The 5516-nt window shown below is 43.4% G+C and carries 5 protein-coding genes; all 5 read left to right on the forward strand.

Annotated features, from left to right (window positions below; genetic code table 11):
• The coding region (locus HMPREF0693_RS08110; protein WP_004244753.1) for a hypothetical protein at positions 1-536 on the forward strand (536 nt) is incomplete at its 5' end.
• Positions 537-553: 17 nt separating this feature from the next.
• The gene (locus HMPREF0693_RS08115) at positions 554-1105 is read left to right on the forward strand and encodes an Ail/Lom family outer membrane beta-barrel protein (RefSeq protein WP_004244754.1); all 552 of its coding nucleotides are present in this window, start codon (positions 554-556) and stop codon (positions 1103-1105) included.
• 68 nt (positions 1106-1173) lie between these two features.
• Positions 1174-1572 (forward strand): DUF6950 family protein, encoded by a 399-nt coding sequence (locus HMPREF0693_RS08120; protein WP_004251700.1) that lies wholly within the window; start codon positions 1174-1176, stop codon positions 1570-1572.
• The gene (locus tag HMPREF0693_RS08125) at positions 1572-4658 is read left to right on the forward strand and encodes a phage tail tip protein J-related protein (RefSeq protein ID WP_004244756.1); all 3087 of its coding nucleotides are present in this window, start codon (positions 1572-1574) and stop codon (positions 4656-4658) included. Before HMPREF0693_RS08120 ends, HMPREF0693_RS08125 begins: the two co-directional genes overlap by 1 nt.
• 3 nt (positions 4659-4661) lie before the next feature.
• A partial coding sequence (locus tag HMPREF0693_RS08130) for a DUF6453 family protein (RefSeq protein WP_004244757.1) occupies positions 4662-5516 on the forward strand: 855 nt, incomplete at its 3' end.

The following is a 5516-nucleotide window of genomic DNA, read 5'->3' on the forward strand; positions in this document are numbered from 1 at the left end:
AGGGGGCTTATATCGTTTTAGCCGCCAGACTCGATTTGAAATCAGGCGTCACCTGTGCACATACCGGTGTTGGGCAACTGATTATTGCGGGGGAAACTTATTTGGGCGTGGGTAGTTTAGGCGAAATCAGTCAGCTGAAAGAGAATAAGACAACCAGTCCTACACAATTACAGCTTAAATTAGCGGGTTTTGATAAATCGCTGGTGGGAATGGTGATGAATGAGCAAAGTCGAGGACGCGAAGTCCGGTTGATGATGGTCGCCATTGGCGAAGAGGGGAAACCGTTGCTTGCTGAAGTCTTATTTATCGGACAAATTACATCGATTAATGTGGTGTCTGGTGAAGAGAATGCGGTTTGTGTTAATGTATCAAACCGATTCGAGCGATGGTCAATTGGGTTACCCGATAGATTCACCGATGAGTCGTGGTCATCTCGACGGCAAGGTGATCGTATCTTTCGCTATGTTGCTCAAATGGCTGAACGGGCGATTTATTGGGGCAGCAAGAAAGATGCACCTTCATTTATTTATAAATAATTGTTGGAAGAAACAAAATGAGTAGAAAACTTTTAGTTCCCCTTATTATGACCAGTCTATCGCTATGCGCAGCAAATGCACAAGCCGTAGGTGAAAATACGCTTTCATTAGGTTATGCACAAAGTCATGCTAAAGTGGATGGCGATAAACTAAAAGAGAAACCCAAAGGATTTAATGTTAAGTATCGTTATGAATTCGATAATCAGTGGGGAATGATTGGCTCCTTTGTTTATACGCATCAAGGGTATGATTATCACTGGAACTCTCGAAAGATTGGGAGTATTGATTTAGATTATTACTCGTTGGCTGCGGGACCTGTTTATCGTTTTAACGATTATATAAGTGCTTATGGATTAGTTGGGGTAGCTCATGGACAAATGGAAGTGGCATTGAATAATTTTTCCTATAATGGGAAAGAAAATCAACAAAGTAAATCCGCATTCGCTTATGGTGCGGGTCTTCAATTTAACCCATATCCCAATATCGCGATTGATGCTTCTTACGAATACACTAAATTAGATGCTTTTAAAGTGGGCACATGGATGCTTGGTCTTGGCTATCGTTTTTAGTTAAAAGATAAACAGAGAATATAAAAGTCGGCATTATGCCGGCTTTTTTGTTTTTAGGCATTTTGATAATGAAACAACCCAACTGGACATTTAAATTACCTGAAACCATCAGGGCGGCCATGAATCGCCCTTTTTCATGGGGCAAATTTGATTGTTGTATTTTTGCCTCGGAATGTATTGACGCACAATGCGGTTTCTCGCCAATAAAGCCTTATCTCAATCACTATAAAACCAAAGCTGAAGCCTTCAATCTGATCAAATCCAAATTTGGCTCCTTAGAGAAAGCCGTTTCACGTTATTTCAAATCCATTGAGATTGAGCGCGTTCAGCGTGGCGACCTCGTACTGTTTAAAGGTGAGGACGGTGACAGTCTAGCAGTGGTCTGGGCGGGGCATTATTGGGGCGTAACTCCACAAGGCGTGAAGCCAGTGCAGATTAACCCAATCAAAGCGTGGAGAGTGGAATAATGGGTGGGAGTGGTGGATTAATTTCAAAAGTCGTGGGTGCGGGCTTAATGATTGCGGGGCTATTTACCGGAGGCGTGACCTCGGCGATGGGCATGGCACTGATGGCAGCAGGCGTTGTGGTTCAAGTCGCGGGTTCGCTTATCTTTAAGCCTAAACTACCTTCCATGAATTATCGAGATACGGGTGAACGCAAACAGATGTTACGTTCATCGTTTGCGCCTGAAACCGTGATCGTCGGAAAAACAGTGATATCGGGTTTGCTTTTCTTTGCCGAAGAAGAGGCGGGTGAACAAGATGAAAACGAAAAAATCACACTGGCATTAGCGTTGGCAGGGCACCCCATAGAAAAAATCGGGAAGATTTGGTTAGGGGACGATTTAATTGAGACGTTTGGTGAATATACCGTTCATGAAGTCAAACACCTTTGGTTGAGGAGTTTAAAAATCACGGCACCTGTTGTTGAAGTGGAGTTACATAATAGCAGAGAAGATGTCGATCCCTTTATGCTAAAAAATTGCCCGTCATGGAAAGAGGATATGATTGGTCGAGGTCTGGCGTGGTTACGTGTGACACTCACGTTTGACCAAGAAAAATTCCCTTATGGATTACCCAATGTGAAATGTGAAGTCTGGGGAAAACATCTGTTTGATCCTCGCACTGGGCAAACCGAGTGGAGTAATAATGGGGCTTTAGTCATTTTGGATTATTACCGCCATTATTTAAAAGTACCTGATACGGATATTGATTTTGACAGCTTTAAACAGGCGGCCGATTTATGTGATGAAAAAGTGAGTCTACCAGAAGGTGGATTTGAGTCGCGATATACCCTTAATGGTGCCTATGACTTAAATGAGAGTCCATCGAGTGTCTTGGAAGCGATGCACAAATGCATTAACGCGGAACCGACATTCACCGCAGGAAAACACGGTATTCAAATCGGTGCTTATTATGGGCCGGCAATAAAAACCATCACTGAATCACAATTGATTGGCACCGTCACCTGTACCCCTGAAACAGGCTTAAAAGACGCGACCAATGCGGTGTATGGCACGTTTATTGATGCCGAACAGTTGTACACAAAAACCGACTTCACGCCTGTGATTGTGGACGAATGGGTGAAAGAGGATGGCTTAGAAATTCGGGAGAACATCGATTATCGTTTTGTCACCAGCCCTTATCAAGCCCAACGATTAGCTCGCCAATATCTCCGTAAAAAGAAAGCAGGAAGACGGGTTCAACTCACGATGAACTTAGACGGCTATGCTTATCGTCCGGGGGAAGTTGTGCTTTTAGCATTACCTTCTTTGGGGATTAGTGGGCTGGAATTTCGTATTGCCGAATGGTCTTTCCATGCTTTAGACGGTGTGGCTTTAACGTTGGAAGAGGATGGTGCCTATTTATATGAAGATGTGATTGGCAAACCGTTTGAGCGTCCGCCATTTGTGAGTTTACCCACTGGCGGTGTTGCTTCACCGATTAATCTTACCTTTGTTCCACTTGCCGTCAGTGACATCGTACAAGGTACACTTTCTTGGCAGAATGTGGCGTCTGATGTGCGTTATAATACGGTTAATATCCTTCAAAATGGTAAAGTGATTCAATCTATTCAGGTACCGGCCGAGCGTGTTGATATTAACGGATTAGCACGAGGGACTTATCGTGTTGAAGTTAGAGCGACGAATATGGCGGGGGCAATGTCGGCACCCGCTATCAGTGATTTTGCTATCCAAGCACCACCGCCTCCTGAGCATATTGATGTCACCTCTGGCTTATTTAATCTGACCGTTGCACCGAAACAAGGCGATAGTGCTGTCTTGGGTTATACCTTTGAATTTTGGTTTAGTGAGGAAAAACTCGCTAATCTTTCTGAAAATGAAGTGATCACCAAAACAAACAAAGTTGGCCAAGGGAATTTCTGGACACAAGAGAATTTAAAAGCAGGGCATACGTATTATTTTTATGTTCGAACAATCAACAGCTATGGCAAATCGCCTTTTGTGGAAGCTTCAGGTGTTTGCTCTTCTCAAACCGATTTAATTCTTGAGGAATTAACGGGGCAAATCAGCCGAGACCAACTCGCGCAAGACCTATTAGGTGAGATCAACAGTAAAGCTGACCAATCAGCCATTGTTGAGTTAAACACGCAAGTGAAAGCGAACCATGATGCGATTTTAGCGGAGCAAGTTGCACGAGGAGCAGTAATTAACCAAGAGCAACAAGCTCGCGCTGAGGCAGATAACGCGGAGGCTCAACAACGCCAATCCTTAGCCACACAACTTCGTGGTGATTATACTGGCAATGATTTATCGAAAGTGACCGCAGGACTTATCTCCGCCGAGAAGCAAGCGCGAGTTACAGGTGACCAAGCGGAAACCAAAGCCAGACAATCACTGGAAACACGGATGAATGGGAATGTTTCCGCAATTAATAAATCACTAGAAACACTCACCTCGAAACAGCAAGCGCAAACGCAAGAGATTTCAACGCTCAATTCAAATTTGAAAGGGAAAGCTGATAGCAGTGCGGTAAATGCGTTAAATACGCGGGTGTCGAATATCGATGGAAAAATGACGGCTACCGCTCAGCAAGTCACTCGCCTAGAAAGCCAAGTGGGTACAAGTTCAGCCAAAATAGAGCAAACCTCGAAAGTGGTCACAGACATAAATGGCAAAATCTCCGCATCATGGACAATGAAAGTCCAGCAGGATAGCAAAGGGAATAAAGTCATTACCGGCATTGGCTTAGGATTTAATGCGCAAGGAAATAGCCAATTTCTGGTTAATGCCCAAAACTTTGTGGTGATATCGTCATTAAACGGCAAAGTGGTGACACCGTTTGTCGTGAAGAATGGACAGGTGGTTATTCATGAAGCCTTAATGGATAAAGCGTGGATACAGAAACTAGTGGTACTCAATTATTTTAAATCATCGGGATTTGATAAAGGGAATGGCTTTTTATTGGATGCAAAAAACAATATTTTCCGCTTTACGGGTGGTAATGGGGCATTAAATATCACCAATAATCAATTGGTCGTCAAAGATGAGAAAAAACGCCTTGTGATGAAAATCGGTTATCTAGGGAATTGATTTATGTATGGTCTTGATATTTTTCCTGTTGAAGGCGGTAAACCTTACCGTTTAACGCGTGATACGCAAATTCTCTGTTATTTAACCTCTTATCAGATAGGACCAGAAGATTGGCCTCATTATCGACAACCGAAAAAAACACGGAGCAAAGTCATTCATGAAGCCATGGAGTATGAGGCGTTCGCCATCCCGAGAGTGGCTTCTGTGTATATGGCGGTGAATGATTATGCGTATTTTCAGGGAATAACGCATATCCGAATGGAAGGGCCTGTATTACGTTATGAGTATGTTTATGACAATGTTCAGGTTCAAGACCCACAGATGGCCAAAAGAGCCAATATGGTGGTCGATATTTATGGTATCCCGTTACCGGATAGTACAAAACCAACGTATGGTGTGGAGTGGTATGGCGCCTTTCAGGGATTTCGAAGTGCGATTACACGTAATACACAAATGACTTATTGTGTGTTTCGACAAAAAATCCACCTTGAAGGCGGGCGCTATTGGTCTTTGCCAACAACATTACCGCATTTAGATAAGTGTGTTGTGTTTTATCATGCCACCAACCCTCAAGCGGAAGTGAGCTATTTAGCGCATAAAAAGCAATTATACAGTTCAGCCCAAACAGACATTTATGTGTGTGTTTTCGTTTCAGGAATGGTTTTGACCCCGAAGAGACGTTGGGGTTTATCACTGTACAGTGAAGATGGAACACTGGTCTTTAATACGGACTATTTGCCTTTTACCCGAGGAAAATCAATGGAATTGTTATTACGGGAGGGGAGTGTAGAGACTCCATATAGCTTGCCTTTAGTCTGTGCAACAAGTCAGTTTGTGAATGCGTCTTATCAGGATGAC

Origin of the sequence: Proteus mirabilis ATCC 29906, assembly GCF_000160755.1 — a bacterium.
Taxonomy (GTDB): domain Bacteria; phylum Pseudomonadota; class Gammaproteobacteria; order Enterobacterales; family Enterobacteriaceae; genus Proteus; species Proteus mirabilis.

What these genes read in the sequence shown, in the direction of transcription:
- HMPREF0693_RS08125 (WP_004244756.1), top strand. Translation starts at nt 1,572, where the DNA reads ATGGGTGGGAGTGGTGGATTAATTTCAAAAGTCGTGGGTGCGGGCTTA.
- HMPREF0693_RS08120 (WP_004251700.1), top strand. Translation starts at nt 1,174, where the DNA reads ATGAAACAACCCAACTGGACATTTAAATTACCTGAAACCATCAGGGCG.
- HMPREF0693_RS08115 (WP_004244754.1), top strand. Translation starts at nt 554, where the DNA reads ATGAGTAGAAAACTTTTAGTTCCCCTTATTATGACCAGTCTATCGCTA.